This is a genomic window from Arthrobacter sp. P4_H3 (assembly GCF_056400885.1).
Genome location: NZ_JBFUKK010000017.1, coordinates 64,325 through 86,822 on the forward strand (window position 1 = coordinate 64,325; position 22,498 = coordinate 86,822).

Consider the following 22,498-nt stretch of genomic DNA (forward strand, 5'->3'; position numbering starts at 1 on the left):
CGCCACTGCCGGCACCAGCGCCAGCGGCGCCGCCTCAGGCGCTGAGTTCGATTTCCAACCGTTCAAGATCGGCGACGACGGCGGCCCGCTTGGGCGAGCGCAGCGGGAGCAGCCTCAGCGCGGCGGTGCGGACGCCGACGTCGTCCTTTGCTTCCGGAAGTTCCGCGTACTTCAGCAGCGCATCGGCGCTGCCGTCCGTCAGGACCGCTTCGCGCAGCAGCGAGGACACGCGGTCCCGGAGATCGATGATGCCCGGCGCTTCCGAACGCGGCAGCACCGCGCCGCGGTAGATCTCCAGGGCAATGCGGTGCGCTCCGCGCTGCAGGCAGTTGAGCACCTGGCTCGAGTCCGGCATCAGGTCCATGGGGAGCCGGTAGGGGCGGGACGCGGGGACGGCTTCCGGGCTCAGCTGCTGCAGGACCTTGCGCAGGCGCACCATCTCCGGCCTGAGCGTCATGGAGGAGCCGTCGCCCGGATACAGCAGCGTGCAGAGTTCCTCCGCGCTGAGCCCCTTGGGGTGGACGCTGAGCAGTGCCAGGATTTCGCTGTGCCGGGCGGAGAGCGCCACAGTGCGGCCTTCGATGCTGAGCAGTGCCTGGTCCCGACCCAGGAGCTGGAGGCTGTTGCGGTACAGGCTCCCTTCGGCTGCGGATCCGGTCTTCGCAGCGGAAGACGTCGTCCGCCGTCGTGCCGGTGCCGCCTGGCGGGCGGCCGCCAGCTGGAGCCGCTCCACGCGCAGCTGCGCCTGGGCCGCTGCCACGGTGGCCTCCACGAGGGACAGCGTGTGCGGCGCCACCGCGGATTCGGTGCCCGTGATGTCCACAACCCCCAGCAGCGCGCCGGAGTCGGGGTCGTGGAACGGCACGGCGGTGCAGCTCCACGGATGGACGGAGCGCTTGTAGTGTTCGGCACCGGAAATCTGGATACTGCGGCCCAAGGCCAGGGCGGTTCCGGGAGCGCTGGTGCCCACGCTGGCCTCGGACCAGTCGGCGCCGGCCACGAACATCATGCCTTCGGCGCGCCGCTGCATTAGGGAGTCACCCTCCACCCAGAGGAGGCGGCCCACCTCATCGCCCACGGCGACCAGCAGGCCGCTGTCGTGGCTGGGCAGGACCAGGAGTTTATGGATCACCGGCATGATGGTCGCCAGCGGATGCTGCCGGCGGTATTCCTCCAGCTCCTCCCCATCCAGGGCCAGCGGCGCCTCGGGGTTGTCCGGATTGGCCCGGAACTGGACGGAACGTTGCCAGGATTCCTCCACCAGGCTGCGCAGCCCGGGCAGGTGCACGCTGCCGGTGTGGCCGGCGCTGTTCGCGGAATCGAGGCCGCCGGCAGCGCCGAAGCCGCTCACGCCGAGCAGTTCGTGGCCGGCCAGGGCATGCCGCTGGAGAAGTGCCGCGGCGTCCGTGCCCGGAACTGCTGGCTGATTCGTATTCCTCATCGAACTCCCTTGCCGGCACATCGGTGTGCCAGGCGTGACGGTATGCCGTGCTGGATTGGTCTGCTCAGTCTATTGCCATCCAGCAAGCCGCCATAGGGCTGGACGTTGGGTCAGCCCTCGGCGCTGCGGGAGATCCGGATCATTTCCTCGCGCGGCACAACCTTGACGCGTTCGCGGACGACGCCGGTCTCCGCTTCCGCTGCGGTCCACGCCTGGCCGAGGGCTGCTTCGTGCGCGTCCAGCCTGTTCCAGCCCTCCCACGTGGTGTACTCGACGCCGCGCTCCTCCAGCAGGGCAATGATGGCGTGCGGGTCCGGGTTCTGCGCCGGCGGCAGGGTCAGCCGGTCCTCCAGCAGGCAGCCGATGGTCTCCAGGGCGTCGCCCTTCGTGTGCCCGATGAGCCCCACCGGACCGCGCTTGATCCAGCCCGTGGCGTAGATCCCGGGCACCGGACTGCCCTCGGAGTCGAGGACCCTGCCGCCCTCGTTGGGGATCACGCCGGCCCTGGCGTCGTATTCCAGTTCGTCCAGGGGGGACCCGTGGTAGCCGATGGCGCGGTACACGGCCTGGACGGGGTAGTCGATGAACTCCCCCGTGCCCTTCACGTGCCCGGTGCCGTCCAGCTGCATCCGCTCAAACTTGATGCCCGCAACCTTTCCGGTGCCCGCGCTGCTGCCGGCGCCGTCGTAGATCTCCACCGGGCTGTGCAGGAAGTGCAGGTGCAGGCGGCGGGAGGACGGCTGTTCGGATTCCGCATGCTCCTCGACGAGCCAGTTCGTCAGCGTGTTCACCATGGTCTTGATCTGGTTGTTGCTGCGGATGGCGTCATCGGAGGCTTCGTCGAACTCGAAGTCCTCCGGGTACAGCACGATGTCAACATCCTTCATGTGGCTCAGTTCGCGCAGTTCCAGCGGGGTGAACTTCACCTGGGCCGGGCCGCGGCGGCCGAAGACGTGCACGTCGGTGACCGGGGAGTTCTTCAGGCCCCGGTAGACGTTGTCCGGAATTTCCGTGGAGAGGAGTTCGTCCGCGTGCTTCACCAGCATGCGGGCCACGTCCAGGGCCACGTTGCCGTTGCCGATGACGGCAATTTCCTTGGCATCGAGCGGCCATTCGCGGGGCACATCCGGGTGGCCGTCGTACCAGGACACGAAGTCGGCCCCGCCGAAGGATCCTTCAAGGTCGATGCCCGGAACGTTCAGGTCGGCGTCCTTGATGGCGCCGGTGGAGAAGATCACGGCGTCGTAGAAGGCGCGGAAATCGTGGAGTTTCAGGTCGCGGCCGTAGGTCACGTTGCCGAGGAACCGGATGTCGCCGCGGTCCAGGACCTTGTGCAGCGCGTTCACGATCCCCTTGATGCGCGGGTGGTCCGGTGCCACGCCGTAGCGGATCAGGCCGTAGGGCGCAGGGTAGGCCTCGAACAGGTCGATGCTGACTTCGACGTCGCCGCCCTTGACCTCGTTGGACTTGGTCAGGATGTCCGCGGCGTACACGCCTGCCGGTCCGGCGCCGACAATCGCGACGCGGAGGGGACGCTTGGGGGTGGTTTCGGCCGAGTTGGACACCGGGAGCCCTTCTGAAACGAGAAACTGCGCCACGTCACGTAGCGCACAGTTTCCCATTCTAATTGGTCAGCCCCCTTTCCCTGCGGAGCTGTTGAGGGATACTACGTCGCCTTCCCGGTACAGCAGCGCGCGCAATTCGGATTCAGCCGAGCCCGTCCGCCGGGGGTCGATGGTCTCTCCCGCGGCAAAATGGTCCAGGAGCCGCGGGTCCACATAGCTTTTCCGGGCGATCGACGGGGTGTTTCCCAGTACCGCCGCCGCGTCCTGCATCGCGAGGCTGATGGCCCTCTTTTTCTCGGCCACTGTCTTCTGGGGCCCGATCCGGGCCAGGCTGACCGCGGCGGCCACGGTTCCGTGCAGGGTGCGGAAGTCCTTCGCCGTGAAGTCCGACCCCGTCCGTTCCTTGACGTATTCGTTGATCTCCGCGCTGCCCACCGGATGCCAGCTGCGCCCGTTCTTGTACGCCAGGAGCCGGGCGTTGCCGCCCCGGCGCTTGAGCACCCGGACCAGGGCGGCGAGGTCGGCGTCGTCGATCTCGGATTCCCAGGTCTTGCCGCTCTTGGCGGGAAAACTGAGCCGCAGGCTCTCCTGCCTCACTTTCACGTGGGCGCACAGCAGGGTGGCCAGCCCGTGGCTGCCGTTCTCGTTGGTGTACCGCTCGGACCCGACCCGCAGCGACCCCGTGTCCAGCATCCTGAAGGCAGCCGCGAGGACGCGTTCGCGCGAGAGCCCGTCGCGGCGCAGGTCCACGGTGACCAGCCTCCGCGCCGTGGGCAGGGATTCTGCCAGCTGGAGGACCCGGTCGAATTTGAGCCGGTCCTTCTTTTCCCGCCAGGCCGGGTGGTAGATGTACTGCCGGCGGCCCATGGCGTCGAGTCCTGTGGCCTGGATGTGCCCGTTGTCGTACGGCGCAATCCACACGTCGGTCCAGGCCGGCGGGATGCCGATGCTCTCCAGCCTTTCCCGGACCGGCCCCGGGGGCAGCGTGGAACCGTCCAGGTCCCGGTACGTGAAGCCGGATCCTGCGGCCAGGCGCCGGTAGCCCCTTCCCGAGGCGTTGCTGTGGCGGAGCCTCATGGCCCGGCCGGGTCAGGATGCTTGTTCATATTAGTAAGCGTACTGATCACCGCAAGGCCCCGCAGCAGGGCTGCGGGGGAATCGTTGCCGTGTCGGCGGAATACCGCCCGCGGGGGTGGTGTTATTGATCGTGTGCCTACACCCGACGGAACCGCAGCCCCAGCCATGACCACTCCGGGTACCTCTGACTCCGCTGCCGCGGCTTCCGGCGGACAGCCGCCCCGCCCCGGCGTCGCCCTTAAGGCAGTGGACAAGGACACGACGGCGGGTGTCCTGTTCGGAATCGGCGCGTACGGACTATGGGGGCTGCTGCCCCTGTACTTCTTCGCGCTGCAGCCCGCCGGCGCGGTGGAAATCGTGGCCAACCGGGTGGTGTGGTCCCTGCTGTTCTGCACGCTGCTGATCACGGTCACCCGCTCGTGGCGGGTACTCGGGGCGGCGTTCCGGAACCGGACGGTCCTTGGCACCCTGTCCATCGCCGCGGCACTCATCGCGGTGAACTGGCTGACCTACACGTACGGCGTCACCACCGGCCAGGCCGTCGAGGCGTCCCTGGGCTACTTCATCAACCCGCTCGTCTCCGTGCTGCTGGGCGTGTTCGTGCTGAAGGAAACGCTGCGTCCGCTCCAGTGGGCCGCCGTCGGGATCGGTTTTGTTGCGGTGGTGGTGCTGACGATTTCCTACGGCAAGCTGCCCTGGATCGCGCTGACGCTGGCGGTCAGCTTCGGACTCTACGGCTTCGTCAAGAAGCGCGTCGGGCCCAAGGCCGACGCCATCACCAGCCTGACGGTGGAGACGGTGGTGCTCACTCCCCTGGCGGCCGCCACGATGATCTTCCTTGGCATCAGCGGGGCCGCGACCCTCGGCACCCAGGGTTCCGCGCACTTCTGGCTGCTGGTGTCCTCGGGCGTCATCACCGCGGTGCCGCTGGTGTTCTTCGGCGCCTCGGCCCGCCGCCTGCCCATGACCACCATCGGCCTGCTGCAGTACTTCGCGCCGGTGCTCCAGTTCATCGTGGCCCTGGCGGTGTTCAAGGAAACCATGACCCTGGACCGCTGGATCGGCTTCGGCGTGGTCTGGCTGGCGCTGCTGGTGCTGACCGTGGACATGCTGGCGGCGTCGCGCAGGAGTTCCGTGGCCCGGAAGCGCGCCCTGCGGGAAGCGCGAGCGGACACTTAAGCCCCACCCGCCAAGCGCGAACGGACAGATAATGACCTGTTGGGCGCTTTTTGGGGTCCTTATCTGCCCGTTCGCGCGGTCGGTTAGGCCTTAGGGGCTGTCGACGCGCTCGTATTCGCGCGGGATGACCACCATCGGCACGGGCAGTGCACGCAGCACCTTGTTGGCCGTGCTCCCGATGAACAGCTTGTTTTTCTCGGCCAGGCGCGACGAACCCACGATCAGGACCTCGCCGTCGTCCCATTCGAGGTCGTCAATGCACTCCTCGATGGTGCGCCCGTGCGCTACTTCCACGCTCACCTTATGTCCTTCCGGGAGCCGGTGCGACGCCTCGGTGAGCACGGTATTGGCGTGGATGTGCGCCGCATTGACCACTTCGCCGCTGTCACCTTCCGCGTCGAGCTCCACCAGGGAGACCATGCGCAGCGGTGCGCCCCGGCGTTGCGCTGCCCCGATGGCGACGTCGATCGCGGCCTCCGCTCCCACGCGCTGGCCGACGGCGAGCGTCAGCCGGGTGATGGCCTCCGTGCGGCGGTACCCGCGGGGAGCCAGCGCTACCGGTACCGGGGAGGCGTGCAGGAGGGCGTTGGCCACGCTGCCCACCGTGTGGCGCTTGAACAGGCCGCTGCTCGCCGCACCCACCACGATGAGTCCCGCCTGGTACTCGACGGCGGCCTCGATCAGCCCGGCAGCGAACGAGTCGGCGTGGCGCACGTGGAACTCCACGCTGACGTCCTCGGGAACCAGCGCCAGCCCTTCACGCTGAGCATCCAGCATCGCCTGCTCGCCGGCGCCGACATGGCCGCCGTCGGCATCCTGCGCGGCATGCGGGATACCCTTTTTCACCACGTAGACGAGGTCAAGCTGGGCGCCCTGTGCCCGGGCCATCGCGGACGCCAGGGCTACGGCGTCGGCGCCGCGTTCGTTTGGTGTGTAGCCAACTACGTATCGCATGGGTGAACCCCTTTTGGGTCTGGGGCAGAATCCAGCCGCGCTCGGGGTTCCCGGGCGACGTCGGCCGGTCTGCGTTCCTGCAGTGGTAGTGCTGACTCTAGCCCACAAGGGCCCAATTCAGGGGTGACATCCGGCCCGAAACGAGCCCCGAAACGGAGGCCCCGCAGCAGCCAAAACAGTGCGCACACAGAAGAGCCGCGGACGGTCGGTCCGCGGCTCTTCGGTTGGCTCCCGGAAGCCTGGGTCAGGCATCCGGGCGGAGTCCCATTGGGCGGGGCCCTGGTGCGGGTCCCTGGTCTTTTGGTTAGGCGCGGCCTTGGTTAGGCGTGCGCCTTGATGGCGGCGGCCAGCACCTCGAGGCCGTCCAGCAGCAGTTCGTCACTGATGACCAGCGGCGGCAGCAGGCGGATGACGTTGCCGTAGGTGCCGCAGGTGAGGATGATGACGCCTTCCTTGAGGCAGGCGGCGGCAACGGCCTTGGTCAGTTCCGGGTTCGGTTCCTTGGATCCGGCCTGCACCAGTTCGATCGCCAACATGGCGCCGCGTCCGCGGATATCGCCGATGACCGATACTTCACCCTGCAGTTCGCGGAGCCGGCCGGTGGCCAGTTCCTCGATGTGCTTGGCGCGGGCGTTGAGGTCGTACTGCTCCATGGAGCCGATGGACGCGAGCGCCGCGGCGCAGGCAACCGGGTTGCCGCCGTAGGTGCCCCCCAGTCCGCCCGGGTGGACGGCGTCGAGCAGGTCCGCACGGCCGGTGATCGCGGACAGCGGCATGCCGCCGGCGATGCCCTTGGCCATGGTGATGATGTCCGGGACAACACCTTCGTGGTTCACGGCAAACCATTCGCCGGTGCGGCAGAAGCCGGACTGGACCTCGTCAGCGATGAAGACGATGCCCTTTTCCTTGGCCCAGGCGGCGAGCGCCGGCAGGAAGCCGTCGGCCGGGACGATGAAGCCGCCCTCGCCCTGGATCGGCTCAATGATGATCGCAGCAACGGATTCGCCGCCGATCTGCTTTTCGATCATGGTGATGGCGCGCTTGGCGGCCTCGGCACCGGTGATCGAGGGGTTTTCCTCGCGGAACGGGTAGCTCATGGGCATGCGGTAGACCTCGGGCGCGAACGGGCCGAAGTTGGTCTTGTACGGCATGGCCTTCGCGGTCAGCGCCATGGTCAGGTTGGTGCGTCCGTGGTAGGCGTGGTCGAAAGCGACGACGGCGTCACGGCCGGTGGCCAGGCGTGCCACCTTGACGGCGTTTTCCACGGCCTCGGCACCGGAGTTGAACAGCACCGTGCGCTTTTCGTGGTCGCCCGGGGTCAGGCGGTTCAGCTGCTCGGCGACAGCTACGTAGCCCTCGTACGGGGTGACCATGAAGCAGGTGTGGGTGAAGTGCTCCACGGCTTCCTTGACGGCACCCACGACGGCGGGATCAGACGCGCCGACGCTGGTCACGGCGATGCCGGAGCCCAGGTCGATGAAGGAGTTGCCGTCGACGTCGTGGATGATGCCGCCGTCGGCGTCGGCAACAAAGACCGGGACGCTGGAGGCGACGCCGGCTGCCACGACAGCCTTGCGGCGTTCGGTCAGCGCAACAGACTTGGGTCCCGGGAAGTCCGCCTGAACGCGGCGCTTCTGCTCGAGACGGTAGGTGATGTCATGGGCGGTGGTGGTCATGGAGAAGCCTTTCTTGAAAGCTGGGGGTGAGGCGTAAAGGTCAGGAAGCTGGATCAGGCGACTGAGTTATGCATCAAGTGCACTCATCACGTGCTTGATGCGGGTGTAGTCCTCGACGCCGTACATGGAGAGGTCCTTGCCGTAACCGGACTGCTTGAAGCCGCCGTGCGGCATTTCGGCGGTCAGCAGGATGTGGGTGTTGATCCATACCGCGCCGAAGTCCAGGTCGCGGCTGACGCGCATGGCCGTGCCGTGGTCGGTGGTCCAGACGCTGGAGGCCAGGGCGTAGTCGACGTCGTTGGCCAGTTCCACTGCCTCGGCCTCGGTGTTGAACTTCTGGACGGTGATGACCGGCCCGAAGGTTTCCTTCTGGACGACGTCATCGGTCTGCTTGGCCCCCGTGATGATGGTGGGTTCGAAGAAGAAGCCCTTGTCGCCGGCGCGGTGGCCGCCGGTAACGATCCTGCAGTTCTCGGGCAGGTGCTCCACCACGGAGTTCACAGCGTTGAAGTGGTTGACGTTGTTCAGCGGTCCGAAGTAGTTGTCTTCGTCGTTCTGCGAGCCGGTGTGCAGGGTCTTGGTGTGTTCCACCATGGCTGCCACGACGTCGTCGTGGACGGAGTCCTCAACGAGCACGCGGGTGATGGCGGTGCAGTCCTGGCCGGCGTTGAAGAAGGCGAACTCGGCGATGGCCGCTGCGCTCTTCTTGATGTCGGCATCCTTGAAGACGATGGCCGGGGCTTTGCCGCCGAGTTCCAGGTGGGCGCGCTTGAGGCCCTTCGCGGCGCCGGAGGCCACCGCGATGCCGGCACGGACCGAACCGGTGATGGAGACGAGGCCGGGGACCTTGTGCGCCACCATCATGGCGCCGGTTTCACCCGTTCCCAGGACAACGTTGAAGACGCCGGCCGGGAAGATGTCCTTGGCCAGCTTCGCCAGCACCAGGGTGGACTCGGGGGTGGTGTCCGATGGCTTGAGGACCACGGTGTTGCCTGCCGCGAGGGCGGGGCCGATCTTCCAGATGGCCATCAGGAACGGGTAGTTCCAGGGGGCGACCTGCGCCACGACGCCGATGGGTTCGCGGCGCACGTAGGAGGTGTGGCCTTCGAAGTACTCGCCGGCGGACTTGCCCTCGAGGATGCGGGCCGCACCGGCGAAGAAGCGGAGCTGGTCGGCGCCGGCGGCAACTTCCTCGGAGGCGATGAGGCTGCGGACCTGGCCGGTGTTGCGGTGCTGGGCTTCAACGAGTTCGTCGCTGTTGGCTTCAACGGCGTCGGCAAGCTTGAGGAGCATCAGCTGGCGCTGGCCCGGCGTGACGTGCTTCCAGGTCTTGAACGCCTCGTTGGCGGCCGTCATGGCGGCGTCGACGTCGGCCTGGACGGAGATGGGCGACTTCGCCACCACTTCACCGTTCGTGGGATTCACGATGTCCAGCAGTCCGGTGCCGGCGGGCGTGACGAACTCGCCGTTGATGAAGTTCTGCAAGGTTTGGACCACGGTGTACAACCTCTTTCATGCTGGTTTCTGCGGCCGGTCCTGCAACCGGCGCAGTGTTGCGACTGCTCACGAGCCTATGCCAGGGCCCGTACACAGGGAATAGCCACCTGCACACCATCCCCGGAACCCTTTAGTGCGGTTGACCAGCGCGCGGTTATCCTGAATTCATGGCAATCTCCCTCGCCGCCCTGCTGGGCGTACAGTCGCTCAAGCTCACCAAATCCGGCCTGGCGGAGACCACGTGGCACCAGGACATCCAGTGGGTTGCCGTCACCGAGCAGGAGGACCCGCAGCGTTTCCTCAACGGCGGCGAGCTGGTGCTCACCACGGGAATGCGGCTGAAGTCCGCCCCGGAGCAGCGCCGCTTTGTGCGGCAGGTGCAGCGGGCAGGCGCGGTGGGGATCGGGTTCGGGATCGGACTGACGCACGACGCCGTTCCGCCGGCACTGATTGCCGAGGCGAACCGCTGGGGCCTTCCCGTGGTGGAGGTCCCGTACGAGACGCCGTTCATTGCAATCACCAAGCTGGTGGCCGATGCGCAGTCCGCGGACCACTACTCCAAGCTGGAAAGGCTCATAGCGGGCCACCAGATCCTGGCCCGCGCCCTGCTGACCGGCGGCGGCCTCTCCGAGCTGCTCAAGAACCTCGGCTCGATGCTCCGCACGGACATCGTCCTGACCCAGTTCACGGCGCAGCTGTACAACAGCGTGCCCGGCAACCCGCCACCCACGGCGGACACCTGGGCGTCCTACCCCATCCCCACCGGCCGGCGCGACGCATGCACCCTCTGGATCCGGCAGCCTTTCGAGGATTCCGGCATCGTGGGGTACGCGCAGAACCTGATCAGCGTCGAACTGAACAACATGGTCAAGCAGCGGCAGGCCCAGCGGGCACTGTCCGGCCAGGTGCTGGAGGACGTGATCCACGGGACCCTGGAGGCCAGCGAGGCGTCCCGGCGGCTGGCCGGCATCGGCGTCAACAGCACCCGGAAGAACGTGGTCCTCCTGGCCGAGTCCGCGGCGCACCCCAAGCAGTTGGTGAGTTCCTCGGTGCCGCGGCCGCTGGAGCACGGGGTGACCGCCGTCGTCGGCAAGGACCTGATCATCGTGGTCCAGGACGACGGCAGCGGCGCCAGCGTGCTGGCAAAAAGCCTCAGCGACCACCTGGCCGAGGCCGGGATCCACGCCACGATCGGCATCGGCGGCGCCTACACCAAACCCAACGGGCTGCGGTGGAGCTACTTCGAGGCCCGGGACGCGGCGAGCCACGGCCTGCCCGTCAACGAGCCCGAGCGGCTCAGCCTGACCTCGCTGCTCCTGGCCAGTGAGGACGTGCCGCTCGCGGACATGGCAAATGAGTCCCTCAACCCGCTGCGGAACTTCGACGCCCTGCACGGGGCCGAGCTGATGACCACGCTGGAAAGCTACCTGAACAACAACGGCTCGGTGGCCGCCGTCGCCGAGGCACTGACCCTGCACCGCAATACCGTCCGGTACCGGCTCGCGCAGATCACCGAGCTGACCGGCTACGATCCCGCCCAGACCCAGGACCGCGTGCAGCTCTGGCTGGCACTTGCTGTGCAGCGGCTGAGCCAGCGGCAGCCTGGGTAGTCCCCGCCGGTTTGAAGCTTCCGGAGATGTTTGCCACATCTTTACAAACATCAAACGTCTAACGTCTAATGTTTAAGTATGGTAAGTACGACGACGGCACCTCCTGGAACTGACACCCCACCCGACGCACGGGTCGGGGTGAGCCGGCCGCGCGCCGTCGTCGTCCTCGGAATCATTGCCGTCGTCCTCATCGGCCTCAACCTCCGCGCCGGTATCACCGGGGCTTCCGCCCTCCTCCACGACCTCCAGGAAGTCCTGGGCTACGGGCCGTTCATCGCCGCTGTGATTCCTTCCATCCCCACGCTGTGTTTCGCAGTTGCCGGCGCGGCCACGTCATGGCTGACGCGCCGGATGGGCGTGGAGAAAGCCATCCTGCTGTCCCTGGGAATGCTCGCCGCCGGCCTCCTGGTCCGCGGCATCCCGTCCACCGGCATGCTGCTGGCCGGAACCGTGGCGGGGATGTCCGGACTCGCCGTCTGCAACGTGGCCATGCCGTCCTTCATCCGTGAGCACTATGCCGACCGCACTTCCCTGATGACGGCGCTCTATACCGTCACCATGACCACCGGCGCCACAGTCACGGCAGTGATGGTCGTCCCGGTGGCCCAGGCGCTGGGTTCGGCGTCGGCGGGGCTGGGCTCCATCGGCCTGCTCTCCGTGGCCGCCTTCCTGGGTTTCCTGCCGGTCGCCCTCCACGCACACCGGAACGCCACGCCGGGCCGGGGCAGCCACATTTCCCCCTGGCCGCTCCTGCGGACCCGCAAGGGCGCGCTGCTCACCGCCATTTTCACCCTCCAGGCACTCCTCGCCTACGCGGTGCTGAGCTGGTTCCCGTACATGCTCACCACCCTGGGGCTGACCGCGACGGACAGCGGCCTGATGTTCGGGCTGATGCAGCTGGTCTCCGTTCCCGCGGGCATGGTGCTCATCGCCATCGGATCGCGGCCGCGGATGCTGCGGCCGGCCTTCTACCTGGCCAGTGTCACCATGGTCCTGGGCGTCACAGCGCTGATGCTGCTGCCTGCAACGCTGGCCGCCGTGCCGGCTGTACTGCTGGGCTTCGGCCTGGGCATTTTTCCGCTGGTGATGGTGATGATCAGCCGCAGCGGACGCACGACGGCGGAAACCACCGCCATGTCCACGCTGGCGCAGTCGGTGGGGTACCTGCTCGCCACGGCGGGTCCGTTCGGCATGGGCCTGCTTCACAGCGCCACGGGCGGCTGGACGGTACCGCTGGTCCTGCTACTGGCCATAGCGCTCACCCAGATCGTCGTGGCGCACCTGCTGACAAGGACCCGGCCATGACCCTCACCGCTTCGAACCGGCCTGCACTGGCCGACGAAATCACCGACAAGCTCCGCCGGATGATCCACTCCGGCGAATGGCCGCTGCAGCAGAAGATCCCGGCCGAGCCCGAGCTGATGGCCACGCTGGGCGTGTCCCGGGGCACCCTGCGCGAGGCCATCAAGGCGCTGGCCCATGGCGGCATGCTGGAGGTCCGCCGTGGCGACGGCACCTACGTCCGCGCCACGAGCGAGATTTCCGGCGCGGCGCAGCGCATGTACCAGGACCATACCCAGGAGCACATCCTCGAAGTCCGGGTGGGCCTGGACACACAGGCCGCCCGGCTGGCCGCCCGCAACGCAAAGGCGGACCACATCACCGCCATGAAGGACCTGCTGGACCTGCGCCGCGATGCCTGGAACTCCGGGGACTACGCCGCCTGGGCACAGGCCGACTGGGACTTCCACGTGCTGGTGGCGCACGCGACCGGGAACCCGCTGCTGCACGAGCTCTATGTCAGTTTCGGCGCCGTGTTCCACGCCGACCTGCTCCGGCAGCAGCGCCGCGTCGGCTTCAACGGGCTCCCCGACGAAGGGCACGGCAAGCTTGTTGAGGCCATCGAGGCGCACGATGAAAGCGCCGCCGTGGACAGCGTCAACCGGAACCTGAACTCCTGCGCGGAGTGGCTCCGGGAGTAGCCGGTCCGGCCGCCCTCAGCGCGCACCGCACACCGCCCTCAGCGGGCACCGCACAAAGTCAGTAGGCTTGTCTCTTTGGGGGAGCTCTTCATCCGGCCCTGGCCGCATCCTGCTCGCCCCTTTCTGCCTGCTGACGAAATTGGAGTACCCCTTGGCCAGATCAGTCGAAGTCACCGCGGAAGGCAAGCGTCCGGACCCCTGGGCGGACAGCCTGGGCCGGGTAGGCGTCCGCTCCGCCCAGGTCCTGCTGATCCTGACCGTTGTTGTGGTGTCAGTATTCGCCCTGCTCCAGATCCGGCTCCTGGTCATCCCGGTGCTGATCGCCCTGATCCTGGCGGCGGCGATCGCACCCTTCGTCAACGTGCTGAAGCGGCGCGGCCTGCCCGGCGCAGCGGCGACGGGCCTGGCCTTCGTGGCCCTGCTCGCGGTGCTCGCCGGCGTCACTACCGTCATTGTGGTCTCCATCCGCAGCCAGTGGAGCGAGCTGGCCAGCCAGGCATCCTCGGGGCTGGACGAGCTGCAATCCTTCCTCCTTAACGGCCCCATCGCCGTGGACCGGGATCAGATTGAACAGGCCCGGGCAGCCATCGTGGAATTCGCCGCCAGCAGCCAGGTCCGCTCCGGAGCGCTCACCGGATTGTCCGTCATCACGGAGTTCCTGGCCGGCGCCAGCCTCATGGTGGTGATCCTGTTCTTCTTCCTCAAGGACGGCACGGCCATCTGGAGTTTCTTCCTGCGGCCGTTCACCGGCGCACGCGAGGCGAAGCTGCGCCGGTCCGGCACCCGGACCATCCAGGTCCTGGGTGACTACGTTCGCGGCACGGCCATTGTTGCCCTGGTGGACACCGTGGCAATCGGCTCGGCACTGCTGATCATGCAGGTTCCACTGGCCATACCGCTGGCCATCATCGTCTTCATCGGCGCCTTCGTTCCGATCGTTGGCGCCACGGTGGCCGGCATCCTGGCCGCGCTCGTGGCCCTGGTGGCAAGCGGACCCGTGGTTGCGCTGATCGTGATCATCGTGGTGATCGCCGTCAACCAGCTGGAAGGCAACCTGCTGCAGCCCGTGGTGATGGGCAAGTCCCTCCAGTTGCACGCCTTGGTTATCCTGCTGGCCCTGACCGCAGGGACCATCCTGGCCGGCATCATCGGCGCCGTGCTATCCGTCCCCCTGGCAGCAGTGGCGTGGGCGATCATCCAGGTCTGGACAACGGATCCCAAGGAATTGGACGCCAAGAACCCCGCCGGTCAGGAACTCGAAGACAACGACCCTGAACCTGCGGACGCGGAGCTTGCTGCGGCGGACAGCGCGTCGCGGTAGGGGCAGCGCGCCATAAGGCTGCAGGCTGCCTAGTTTGAACGGTGCAGCAGCCCCTGGATCACGTTCTTCGGCCGCTGCATTTCGCCGTGCTTGGAACCGAGGACGATAACCCACCCCGCAAACACCGGGATGGCCCACTGCAGGATCTTCAGTTGCTTCTGGGCCGCTTTGAGCTCTTCCGACGCACCAGGCCTGGGCTCGGTGGCACCTTCGGCACCCTCGCCCGCGAGCTTCTCCACCTTGCCGCCCAGGATTCCCGCATACAGCGTGACTGCGGCGCCGGTGAGGGTGACCGCCGTCTTGTAGACATTGAGCCCCGCTACGCCCTCCTGGGCCGCCGTCCGGCCCTTGTTCTCCCAAGTGATGGCCAGGCCGGACAAGAGATGCGCGGCAAAGGCACCTGCCTGGACGGGCGCCCACCTCTTCCACCCCAGGCTGGAGAGTCTGGTGCGCTCCGCCGGATCCTTCGCAGCGGCTGCGGCTCCGTTGAGGCCGATGGCGCCCATAAGGGAGCCGCCGAACCAGGCCCCCGCGGTTAGGTCGTGGATGGCCCGTGCAACAAGATTTCCTGCCATGGTGATCTTTCCTAACGTAGTGCGGAATGTCCGGCCATAGTAAGCACACTTACCAATATTTTGGTACTCTGAGGAATGCGTAAGATCAGCCCTATGAACGAAACTGGAACCCTCTTCGGCTGGGCCTTTGGCGACTCTTCGAGGGGCGACGACGAGGCCTACCTGGATGAACTGCGGCGTGACGCCCTGGCCAACGCCACGAAGGATGCCGCCTCGCGTGGATTCGACGTCGAAGCCGGGACCGAAACGTATTTGGTCATCGATCCCGACCACACCCTGGCAGATCTCCACACCGCTACGGACCAGGTCGTCATCCGCTGCACGGTGAAACTCGTCGGCCCCGGCGCCGCCGACGTCCATGCCGAAGGGCCGATGAACGGCTAACGCCACTGTTTGGCACAACGGAGGGCAGGCAGGAACACCACCCCATGGCGGACGAAGGTACGGCCCTCGCCGAAGCCGCCGACGCGGCTTCCGCCCTCGGCCGACGTGAAGCAGCCACAGCAGAAAGCGAGCAGTGAAATGGCTACCGTTTCCAAAACCTTCCCCACTCCGCCGGCCGACGTCTGGAAGGTCATCGCCGACGGCTGGCTCTACTCCGGATGGGTCGTAGGTGCCTCCAGGATCAGGGGTGTGGATGCGCTGTGGCCCGCTGCGGGCGCCGTACTGCACCACTCGGTCGGCGCCTGGCCACTGCTGATCAACGACAAAACCACGGTGAAGGCGTCTGATCCAGGGAAATCCATCGAGCTGATCGCGCGCGGCTGGCCCCTGGGAGAAGCCAAGGTGGTCATCACTCTGGAGCCGGCAGAAACCGGGTGCAAGGTCTCCATCGCCGAGGATGCCGTCAAAGGCCCGGGCCTGCTGGTTCCCCGGTTCATCCGGGACCCGCTCATCTCGGTCCGGAATACAGAAACGCTGAACCGGCTGGAACTGATGGCTTCGGGAGGGGCGGGCACTTAGGTTCCGGGCCGCTAGGTTAAAGCGCGAACGGGCAGTTAAGGACCCGTCAAACCAGGGGTTTGCGGTCCTCAACTGCCCGTTCGCGCATTAGAGCGCGGTAGTCAGCGGTAGGGAACGGCAGGATTAGACCTGCGCGGCCACACCGTCACGGGAGATGGACACCATGTCCTCGCGCGGCACAACCTTGACCCGCTCGCGGGCAACCTCAACGCCGTGCGAACCGGTCTCGGTGGCCTTTTCGCCGAGGCTGCGCTCGTGCGCGTCCAGGGCCAGCCAGCCTTCCCAGCTCGTGTACTGCACGCCGCGGCTTTCAAGGAGTTCGACGACGGCGTCTGCGCCGGGCGCCAGAGCAACCGGAAGGTTTTCGCGGTCTTCGAGCAAGTAGGTCACGGTTTCCAGGGCGTCACCCTTGGTGTGGCCGATGAGGCCCACCGGGCCGCGCTTGATCCAGCCGGTGGCGTAGATACCCGGCACGTGGGTGCCGGCGGCATCCAGCACACGGCCGCCGTCGTTCGGTACAACACCCTTCTTGTGGTCGAACTCGACCTCCGGGAGGGCGGAACCGAAGTAGCCGATGGCGCGGTACACGGCCTGGACCGGGTAGTCCACGAACTCGCCGGTGCCGCGGGCGTTGCCCGTGCCGTCCAGCTCGGTGCGCTCAAACTTCATGCCGGCAACGCGGCCGGGGGTCTCGGCGTCGTCGTAAATTTCAACCGGGCTGTGCAGGAAGTGCAGGTGCAGGCGGCGGGAGGCCTTGAGCTCGGAGACGTCCTCGGGCTGCTCGGCGATCCAGTTGGTGAGCGTGCCGACCATGGTCTTGGTCTGGTTGTTGCTCTGGACCTGGCGGTCGGATTCCTCGTCGAACTCGAAATCCTCCGGGTACAGGATGATGTCCACGTCCTTGGAGTGGGCCAGTTCGCGCAGTTCCAGCGGGGTGAACTTGACCTGGGCCGGGCCGCGGCGGCCGAAGACGTGCACGTCCGTGACCGGGGAGTTCTTCAGGCCGGCGTAGACGTTGTCCGGGATTTCGGAGACCAGGAGGTCGTCGGCGTGCTTGGAGAGCATGCGGGCCACGTCCAGGGCCACATTGCCGTTGCCGATGACGGCGATTTCCTTCGCGTCCAGCGGCCATTCGCGGGACACATCCGGGTGTCCGTCGTACCAGGACACGAAGTCGGCGCCGCCGTAGGAGCCCTCGAGTTCGATGCCCGGGATGTTCAGGTCCGCGTCCTTGATGGCGCCGGTGGCGAAGATGACGGCATCGTAGTGGGTGCGCAGGTCCTCGATGGAGAGGTCCGTGCCGTAATCAACGTTGCCGAAGAAGCGGATGTCGCCGCGGTCCAGGACCTTGTGCAACGCGTTGACGATGCCCTTGATGCGCGGGTGGTCCGGGGCCACGCCGTAACGGATCAGGCCGTAGGGCGCCGGGTAGCGGTCAAAGAGGTCGATACTGACGGTCAGCTCGCCGCTCTTGACGGCTTCGCTCTTGGTGAGGATGTCGGCGGCGTACACGCCGGCGGGGCCGGAACCCACGACGGCGACCCGGAGCGGGCGGGCGGCAGAACCTACGGTGGTGCTATTTGACACGGCTGTGTTCCTTTTTTCTGTCACGGCCCAACTAGGTAGCAGCAGATGTCGTTATGACGGCTCAAAACGACACTTACTGCTACTTAGTTGGGAAGGGGCTACGGGGCTAAGGGGTGAGGACGCGGGTGTTCGAAATGCGGGGGCGGTTCGGGGTGGTGGTGCTGTAGTCGGCGGTCTTGAAGTGCGACGGCGCGAACGGGCTGACGCGGACAACGTCGCCGATCACGATCACCGCGGGATTCGCGACGCCGGTGGCCTCGGCCTGATCAGCGATGGAACCGAGAGTGCCAATGGTCACGCGCTGGTTGGGCAGATAGCCATTCTCAACGATGCCAACTGGAGTGTCCTGAGGCAAACCGGCGCCGGCGAGTGCGGCGGCGGATTCGCGCAGCTGGCCCACTCCCATGAGCAGCACAATGGTGTGGTCGGCCCGGGCGGGGACCTCGGAAAGTTCCTCGTGACCGGTGACCACGCTGAAGCCCTTGGCCAGGCCGCGGTGCGTCACGGGGATGCCCGCCGCTGCGGGAACGGAGATCGCTGACGTCACGCCGGAGACCACTTCAACCTCGACGCGGTGCTGGCGGCAGAACTCGGCTTCCTCGCCGCCCCGGCCCAGGACGTACGGGTCCCCGCCCTTGAGCCGGACCACGCGGTGGCCGGCCAGGGCTTCGTCGACCAGGATCCGGTTGATGTCGGCCTGCGGTACGGGATGGTGGCCGGGGGTCTTGCCCACCTCGATCACGCGGACGTCCGGGGCGAGTTCATTCAGGAGTTCGCGCGGGCCGAGGCGGTCTGCCACGACCACGTCGGCCTGGCCCAGGAGCCGGCGGCCGCGGACGGTGATGAGCCCGGTGTCGCCGGGACCGCCGCCCACGAGGGCCACGCTTCCCCGGTGGGCCCGCTGGCGGCGCAGCGGAAGGTCGCCGGTTTCCAAGGCAGTGGCGACGGCGTCGCGCAGGGCCATGGCGCGGCGCGGGTCTCCCCCGGCGTTCACGGCGATCTGCACATCGTCCACCACGGCGACGGCGGGGGTCCAGGCGGCGGAGGCTTCGTGGTCGGAGGCATTGACGCACCAGACGCGCTGGGCCTCGGCGTCGGCCGAAACGCGGGAGTCCACGGCGGGATCGCCGGTGGCGGTCTGGACGAACCAGACGCCGTCGACGTCGGAAGGGCGGTAGGGGCGCTGCTCCCAGGTGAGGAGGCCGGCGTCGGCCAGTTCCTCAAGTCCCGCGGAGGCGGCGGGGGCAACCACGGTTACCCGGGCACCGGCGTCGAGCAGCCCCTTGGCGCGGCGCGTGGCCACCGGCCCGCCGCCCACCACCAGCACGGGGCGGCCCAGCAGGCGCAGTTCCGTGGGGTAAATATCCTGAATTGCCATGAATCGACGATAGGGCCGCGTCATATACCGGAACAACGGCGCGGAAACACCAGTTCACGTAAGGTAACGCTGCGTCATATTGCTTGTGGATGCGCCAGTGGTGGGCCGGAGGACCGAGTGTGGGTATCCGCCTCCATCTGGGGCCTTCCTTCGGCCCTACTTCACGGCGATGAGTTCGATCGGCTTGATGTCGGGATCCTTGGCGAGCATGGCCGGGCCGTGTTCAGCAAGTGCGGCCGGAATGGCACCGTTGAGGTGCGCCTGCCTGTCCTCCTCGGTGTCAAAGGTGTCGAAAATGCCGAACGTGTTTTCGCTGACCCGGAAGGCATACCAGGTCCGGGTGCCCGGTTCGTTGTCCACGATCTCCCGGCCTCCGTTGAGGAAGTCCCAAACTTCCTGTTCCTTCCCCGGCTTCGCCTCGACCATAGCCAGCAGTCCAAGTTTCGGTGCCATGGCTGTCTCCTCAAATCGTCGGAACCGGGCGATGCCGGCCTGTTCGCGAGTCTAGGCACGTCGCCCGGGCCGGACAAGGGTCCGCCCATTCCGAGGCCGAGGCCGGCCCTGCGACGCGCAGGCTAGGTCTGCGGGTTACTGGGCAGCCCTGCGAGGTACAGTCCGCGCTCCGCGACCAGCCGTTCCAGGTATCGGCGCAGCAGCAGCCGCTCGGCGATCCGGCCCAGCGGTCCGAACGGCGCCGTGAATTCCACGCGGTCCGTCATGAGGCATCCGTGGGCTGTCGCTTCGAACTCATGGACGTGGCGGAAGGTTTTGAACGGCCCGCGGACCTGCTCGTCCACGAACCGCCCGGGAAACTCCAGCGACGTGATGCGGCTCGTCATCCGTATGGGCAGCCCGAAGTGCCTCGCCCGCCATGTCACTTCCTGCCCGGCGCCGATCAGGCCGGACGTCACGCCCGCCACGGCCCGCTCCCCCGCGTCAGCCTGGGAGCCCACGTGCGCGTCGATGCTGCGCGCGAGGTCGAACAGCATCTCCCGGGACAGGGCGGATTCGGTGCGGCACACGAAGCTGACGGTCATGGCGCCAGTCTGCCAGACTCCCCCGCCGCCGTGCGCCGGCGCCGCCGTCGCGTCCGTCGTGGGGCACATTGAAGCCAATTCGTCCCCGCAAGCCGTCAACACGCGGCGTGTCCGTGTCGAAGTGCCCCGTTTAGGCCCCCGGAGCACCTCAACCAGACCAAAACAGCAGAGCCCGACGGCGGGACTCGCCGACGGGCTCTGCTGTTGGGTCTTGCTGTGGCTGGGCAGGCAGCGGGCCCTAGCGGGTGCTGCCGGCGAGGAGGCCGCGGCGGCGCAGGAGCCGCTTTTCAATCGGCGCGAACACGAGCAGCTCGATCAGGATGCCCACGGCCAGGATCAGCAGGATGGCTGACATCACGATGGTCATGTCGGCGAGGTCGCGGCCCTGGTTCAGCATGGAGCCGAGGCCGAAGCCGATGGTGCCGCCCACCGCGATGATTTCCGCGGCCATGAGTGAGCGCCAGGAGAAGGCCCACCCCTGCTTCAGCCCGCTCAGGTAGCCGGGAAGGGCCGCGGGCAGGACTATTTGAAGGGCCATCTGCAGCCGATTCGCGCCCAGGACGGTGCCGACGCTGCGGTACTGCGGCGGGATCTGGTCTACGCCGGAGATCAGGCCGTTGATGATGGATGGGATGGCACCCATGAACACCACGAAGTACACGGTGGCGTCCGTGAGGCCGAACCAGATGATGGCTGCCGGCACCCAGGCCACGGAGGGCAGGACCTGCAGTCCGGAGATGAGCGGACCGAAGGCGCGGCGCAGCGGGGCCACCTGTGCCAGCAGGAGTCCGATCGGCGTCGCAATCACCACGCTGATCAGGAAGCCGATGATTCCGCGCTGCAGCGATGTCCAGACGGCTTCCTGCAGGGACCCTTCGGCCCAGAGGGTGCCGAACTGGCCCAGCACGTCCAGCGGACCGGGCACCAGGTCCCGGCGCTTGAGGCCCAGCGAAACGTAGAACTGCCATACGACCACCAGCACCACCAGCGCCGCCACCGGGAGCAGGATGCGGCTCCAGTCGATGCGCGCCGCACGGGCGGCGTCCGACTGCAATGAATCAAGGCCGGCTTCAAGCTCGCGCAGGTCCTCGTTGCCGGTGGAGGACCGGGTCAGGGCAGCGTGGACTTTGCGGGTTTCGGGCTCAGCGCCGGACACTTCTCCGGTCACAGGCGCTTCGGCCAGGGGCGTTGGGTTATTTGGCATGGCGGCGGATCTCCTCTCGCAGCCGGGCGGTGATGACCCCGGTCAGCTGTCCGGCAAGTCCGGCGTCGGTTCGGTGTTCCTCGGTGACGTTCCATTCCTGGACCACGCGGCCGGGGCGTGAGGACAGCAGCAGCACGCGCTGGCCCAGCCGGACGGCTTCGCGGACGTTGTGCGTCACAAAAACGATGGTGCGGCCGGTTTCCTTCCAGATCCGCTCCAGTTCGTCATGGAGGAGGTCACGGGTGATGGCGTCAAGGGCGGCAAACGGCTCGTCCATCAGCAACAGCTGCCGGTCCTGGGCCAGGGAGCGGGCCAGGGAGACGCGCTGGCGCATGCCGCCGGAGAGCTCGTGCGGGCGCTTGTCGCCGGCGCCGCCCAAATGCACCAGGTCCAGGAGTTCGTTGGCCTTGGTGCGCCGCTCGGCCTTGCCCACGCCGCGCAGCTTCAGGGCGAGTTCGATGTTTTCCCGGGCCGTCAGCCACGGGAAGAGGGCGGCGTCCTGGAACATAAACGCCGCGCCGTCGCTGGGGACCTCAAGGGCGCCCGACGTCGGCAGCTCCAGTCCCGCCATGATGTTCAGCAGGGTTGACTTGCCGCAGCCGGAGGCGCCGAGGAGGGCGACGAACTCGCCTTGCGCGATGCTGGCGTTGACGTCGTCCAGCACCGGGGCGCCGTCGCCGAAGCGTTTGCCCAGGTTTTCCAGTACGACTGGCATGGTCCTGTCCTTACGTTGATGGGGCTGGAGGTGATGCGAGGGGGGGGTGGTGCGCTTGGTCAGTCCTTGCCGAGGCCGGCGGCGCTGACCTTGTCTCCGCCGGTTTCGGCGGTGACGCTGTTCAGGGCGGTGAGGTCGAAGATGCCGTTGATGTCCGCCTGCTTGGTGGTGCCGGCGTCCACACCGTCCTGGAGCAGCTTCTTGTAGGCTCCGGCCAGCGGATCCACCGTGAAGACGATGTTCTGCAGGGACCGGTCAATGACGTCCTGCTGGAGCTCGGCGCTGCCGTATTCCTTCAGCGCTGCGTTCAGCACACTCGCCTTTTCCGCAGCCGGTGTGTCATTGAGCCAGGCAACGGACTCGGCGTGGCCCTTCAGGAGGGCTTTGACGGTGTCCGGGTGCTCGGCGGCGAACTTCTTGTTCACGATCAGGATGGTGGTGGGGAACTCGCCGGGCTTGCCGGTCAGCGACCCGTCCCACAGGTCCTTCTCATCGACCAGGACCTTTGCCCCGGCCTGCAGCACCAGGCGGGAGGCCCAGGGCTCGGGCAGCCACGCGCCGTCGAGCTTGCCGTCCTGGAACAGTTTCAGCGTCTGGGCGTTCTCGGTCGGGTTGATCGCCACATCGCCGCTGCCGTCGGTGCTGGTCTTGTAGCCCTGCCCGGCCAGCCAGGCCCGCAGCGCCACATCCTGCGTCCCGCCCAGCTGCGGCGTGGACAGGGTCTTGCCCTTCAACTC

Annotated in this window: 21 protein-coding genes; 7 read left to right on the forward strand and 14 right to left on the reverse strand. The window is 67.2% G+C overall.

What is annotated here, in order from left to right:
- Positions 1 to 34 precede the first annotated feature (34 nt).
- From AC1DRE_RS19325 to AC1DRE_RS19335, 3 genes are all read right to left on the reverse strand, one after another.
- The gene (locus tag AC1DRE_RS19325; protein ID WP_476986125.1) at positions 35 to 1,441 is read right to left on the reverse strand and encodes a GAF domain-containing protein; all 1,407 of its coding nucleotides are present in this window, start codon (positions 1,439 to 1,441) and stop codon (positions 35 to 37) included.
- Positions 1,442 to 1,551: 110 nt separating this feature from the next.
- Positions 1,552 to 3,006, reverse strand: a complete 1,455-nt coding sequence (locus AC1DRE_RS19330) for an FAD-dependent oxidoreductase (protein WP_476986126.1) — start codon at positions 3,004 to 3,006, stop codon at positions 1,552 to 1,554.
- A 66-nt stretch (positions 3,007 to 3,072) separates the two neighbouring features.
- Positions 3,073 to 4,083 carry a DNA topoisomerase IB gene (locus AC1DRE_RS19335; RefSeq protein ID WP_476986127.1) on the reverse strand — a complete coding sequence of 337 codons (1,011 nt, stop codon included), beginning with the start codon at positions 4,081 to 4,083 and terminating at the stop codon, positions 3,073 to 3,075.
- Between the two features lie 132 nt (positions 4,084 to 4,215).
- Between AC1DRE_RS19335 and rarD the strand changes: the two genes are divergently transcribed.
- Positions 4,216 to 5,262 carry an EamA family transporter RarD gene (rarD, locus tag AC1DRE_RS19340; RefSeq protein WP_476986128.1) on the forward strand — a complete coding sequence of 349 codons (1,047 nt, stop codon included), beginning with the start codon at positions 4,216 to 4,218 and terminating at the stop codon, positions 5,260 to 5,262.
- A gap of 90 nt (positions 5,263 to 5,352) precedes the next feature.
- Here the strand turns inward: rarD and AC1DRE_RS19345 are convergent, their stop codons facing one another.
- The 3 genes from AC1DRE_RS19345 to AC1DRE_RS19355 form a co-directional block, all read right to left on the reverse strand.
- Positions 5,353 to 6,216, reverse strand: a complete 864-nt coding sequence (locus tag AC1DRE_RS19345; RefSeq protein WP_476986129.1) for a universal stress protein — start codon at positions 6,214 to 6,216, stop codon at positions 5,353 to 5,355.
- Positions 6,217 to 6,536: 320 nt separating this feature from the next.
- Positions 6,537 to 7,892, reverse strand: a complete 1,356-nt coding sequence (gabT, locus tag AC1DRE_RS19350; protein ID WP_476986130.1) for a 4-aminobutyrate--2-oxoglutarate transaminase — start codon at positions 7,890 to 7,892, stop codon at positions 6,537 to 6,539.
- A 66-nt stretch (positions 7,893 to 7,958) separates the two neighbouring features.
- On the reverse strand, positions 7,959 to 9,389 hold the full coding sequence (locus AC1DRE_RS19355; RefSeq protein ID WP_476986131.1) for a gamma-aminobutyraldehyde dehydrogenase: 1,431 nt from the start codon (positions 9,387 to 9,389) through the stop codon (positions 7,959 to 7,961).
- A gap of 167 nt (positions 9,390 to 9,556) precedes the next feature.
- Between AC1DRE_RS19355 and AC1DRE_RS19360 the strand changes: the two genes are divergently transcribed.
- The 4 genes from AC1DRE_RS19360 to AC1DRE_RS19375 all read left to right on the forward strand — a co-directional run bounded on the left by AC1DRE_RS19360 (position 9,557) and on the right by AC1DRE_RS19375 (position 14,302).
- Positions 9,557 to 10,999 carry a PucR family transcriptional regulator gene (locus tag AC1DRE_RS19360; RefSeq protein WP_476986132.1) on the forward strand — a complete coding sequence of 481 codons (1,443 nt, stop codon included), beginning with the start codon at positions 9,557 to 9,559 and terminating at the stop codon, positions 10,997 to 10,999.
- A gap of 78 nt (positions 11,000 to 11,077) precedes the next feature.
- Positions 11,078 to 12,304 (forward strand): MFS transporter, encoded by a 1,227-nt coding sequence (locus tag AC1DRE_RS19365; protein WP_476986133.1) that lies wholly within the window; start codon positions 11,078 to 11,080, stop codon positions 12,302 to 12,304.
- On the forward strand, positions 12,301 to 12,981 hold the full coding sequence (locus AC1DRE_RS19370; RefSeq protein WP_476986134.1) for a FadR/GntR family transcriptional regulator: 681 nt from the start codon (positions 12,301 to 12,303) through the stop codon (positions 12,979 to 12,981). Before AC1DRE_RS19365 ends, AC1DRE_RS19370 begins: the two co-directional genes overlap by 4 nt.
- 151 nt (positions 12,982 to 13,132) lie before the next feature.
- Positions 13,133 to 14,302, forward strand: a complete 1,170-nt coding sequence (locus AC1DRE_RS19375) for an AI-2E family transporter (RefSeq protein WP_476986135.1) — start codon at positions 13,133 to 13,135, stop codon at positions 14,300 to 14,302.
- A 29-nt stretch (positions 14,303 to 14,331) separates the two neighbouring features.
- Here AC1DRE_RS19375 and AC1DRE_RS19380 read toward each other — a convergent pair whose 3' ends face one another.
- Positions 14,332 to 14,877: a hypothetical protein gene (locus AC1DRE_RS19380; protein ID WP_476986136.1), complete on the reverse strand. Its 546-nt coding sequence runs from the start codon at positions 14,875 to 14,877 to the stop codon at positions 14,332 to 14,334.
- Positions 14,878 to 14,970: 93 nt separating this feature from the next.
- On the opposite strand from AC1DRE_RS19380, the gene AC1DRE_RS19385 reads away from it, so the two are divergent.
- Together AC1DRE_RS19385 and AC1DRE_RS19390 are read left to right on the forward strand one after the other, a co-directional pair.
- On the forward strand, positions 14,971 to 15,261 hold the full coding sequence (locus AC1DRE_RS19385) for a hypothetical protein (protein ID WP_476986137.1): 291 nt from the start codon (positions 14,971 to 14,973) through the stop codon (positions 15,259 to 15,261).
- 138 nt (positions 15,262 to 15,399) lie between these two features.
- The gene (locus AC1DRE_RS19390) at positions 15,400 to 15,840 is read left to right on the forward strand and encodes an SRPBCC family protein (RefSeq protein ID WP_476986138.1); all 441 of its coding nucleotides are present in this window, start codon (positions 15,400 to 15,402) and stop codon (positions 15,838 to 15,840) included.
- 123 nt (positions 15,841 to 15,963) lie between these two features.
- Here the strand turns inward: AC1DRE_RS19390 and AC1DRE_RS19395 are convergent, their stop codons facing one another.
- The 7 genes from AC1DRE_RS19395 to AC1DRE_RS19425 form a co-directional block, all read right to left on the reverse strand.
- On the reverse strand, positions 15,964 to 17,427 hold the full coding sequence (locus tag AC1DRE_RS19395) for an FAD-dependent oxidoreductase (protein ID WP_476986139.1): 1,464 nt from the start codon (positions 17,425 to 17,427) through the stop codon (positions 15,964 to 15,966).
- Positions 17,428 to 17,533: 106 nt separating this feature from the next.
- Positions 17,534 to 18,805, reverse strand: a complete 1,272-nt coding sequence (gene cobA / locus AC1DRE_RS19400; protein WP_476986140.1) for a uroporphyrinogen-III C-methyltransferase — start codon at positions 18,803 to 18,805, stop codon at positions 17,534 to 17,536.
- Between the two features lie 156 nt (positions 18,806 to 18,961).
- On the reverse strand, positions 18,962 to 19,258 hold the full coding sequence (locus AC1DRE_RS19405) for a putative quinol monooxygenase (RefSeq protein WP_476986141.1): 297 nt from the start codon (positions 19,256 to 19,258) through the stop codon (positions 18,962 to 18,964).
- A gap of 122 nt (positions 19,259 to 19,380) precedes the next feature.
- Positions 19,381 to 19,842 carry an SRPBCC family protein gene (locus AC1DRE_RS19410; RefSeq protein ID WP_476986142.1) on the reverse strand — a complete coding sequence of 154 codons (462 nt, stop codon included), beginning with the start codon at positions 19,840 to 19,842 and terminating at the stop codon, positions 19,381 to 19,383.
- A 238-nt stretch (positions 19,843 to 20,080) separates the two neighbouring features.
- Positions 20,081 to 21,046, reverse strand: a complete 966-nt coding sequence (locus AC1DRE_RS19415; protein WP_476986143.1) for an ABC transporter permease — start codon at positions 21,044 to 21,046, stop codon at positions 20,081 to 20,083.
- Entirely contained in the window at positions 21,036 to 21,761 is a 726-nt protein-coding gene (locus AC1DRE_RS19420; RefSeq protein WP_043483399.1) for an ABC transporter ATP-binding protein, read from the reverse strand. Before AC1DRE_RS19420 ends, AC1DRE_RS19415 begins: the two co-directional genes overlap by 11 nt.
- 59 nt (positions 21,762 to 21,820) lie before the next feature.
- Positions 21,821 to 22,498 (reverse strand): ABC transporter substrate-binding protein (locus AC1DRE_RS19425; protein ID WP_476986144.1); only part of this gene is annotated, 678 nt, incomplete at its 5' end.